Here is a 1,318-nt window from a genome sequence, read left to right as displayed (position 1 = left end):
CCGACTTGTATTGGGATAGCGGTGTTCGTGATCGGGTTGGCCGCCCGTAACGTGCCGCAGGACGCCGGGCAGGCTGACTCGAGTACTTCCTGCCGCCCGCACGGGTTGGCTCTCTTTGGGTGTGTCGACCTGTCCGGTGTCCGTTCGCGGCGTGACTCAACAGAGGCATGAGCATCGGCCACCCCACGTTTCTCGAAGTCGGGATGTCAGCCGCGGATTCCACTGACCCCACCTCGGAGCAGGAGACGACCTCTGATGATGCTGATCGGCGTTGATCCACACAAGTCGACTCACACGGCTACGGCCGTCGATCCCGCGACCAACCGCGACCAGGCGTCGATCCGGATCGACGCGACGCTTCAGGAATACCAGCGCATGCTGGACTGGGCCTGCCAGTGGCCCACCCGGCGATGGGCCATCGAGAACGCCCGGGGCCTGGGCCACCACTTGACCGAATGGCTTCTCGCCCGGGGCGAGCAGGTCGTTGACGTCCCACCCGCCGCCACCGCCCGCGTCCGCCAGCTCTCACGCGGTGCAGGCCGCAAGAACGACCGCATCGACGCTGCCGCAGCGGCGTGCGTGGCCGCTCTCCACGGTGACGCCCGGCCCGTGCAGCCCGAGAATTCACACGACGCGCTGGCGCTGCTGGATGAACGGCGCACCAACCTCGCGCAGTCCAGAGTGCGCGCGGTCAACCAGCTTCACGCGCTGCTGCGGGCGCTGCTGCCCGGAGGGGCACCACGCGACCTATCCGCGGCCAAAGCTGAGCAGCTGCTGGAGACGGTCGCGCCCATCGGCCCCGCCGAACTCACCCGCCACCGCCTCGCCACGGACCTGATCACCGAGATCCAGACATGGGACATGAAGCTGAAGGACAACGCCAAAGTCATGGCCGCGCTGGTCGCCGAGTCCCAGAGCCGGCTGACCGACACTCCAGGCATCGGCGCCGTGACCGCCGCTCGTCTGCTTGGCCGGACCGGAAACCCCACCCGCTTCCCGACCGCCAGCGCCTTCGCTCAGTACGCCGGCACCGCCCCCATCGAGATCGCCAGCGCGGAGCGCGCACGCCACCGACTGTCACGACTTGGAGACCGCCAGCTCAACACGGCTCTGCACACCGTGGCCATCACGCAGATCCGCATGCCCGGAACCCGAGGCCACATCTACTACCAGGCCAAGATCGCCGAAGGCAAAACACGCCGAGAAGCACAACGCTGCCTGAAACGCCGCCTCGCCGATCACGTCTGGCGCACGATGATCGCCGACGAACGCCGCCGCACCCAGGCGGCGGGCCCAGGAGGACAACCGGGGGCGACTA

1 protein-coding gene is annotated in these 1,318 nt (G+C 68.1%); it reads left to right on the top strand.

Going from position 1 to position 1,318, the window contains the following annotated elements; all coding sequences use genetic code 11:
• Window positions 1-255: 255 nt before the first annotated feature.
• A partial coding sequence (locus tag AB0J67_RS41195; protein WP_363491274.1) for an IS110 family transposase occupies window positions 256-1,318 on the top strand: 1,063 nt, incomplete at its 3' end.

Origin of the sequence: Catellatospora sp. NPDC049609, from assembly GCF_040675365.1 — a bacterium.
Classification (GTDB): Bacteria; Actinomycetota; Actinomycetes; order Mycobacteriales; family Micromonosporaceae; genus Catellatospora.
This window is presented reverse-complemented; position numbering and strand designations above follow the sequence as displayed.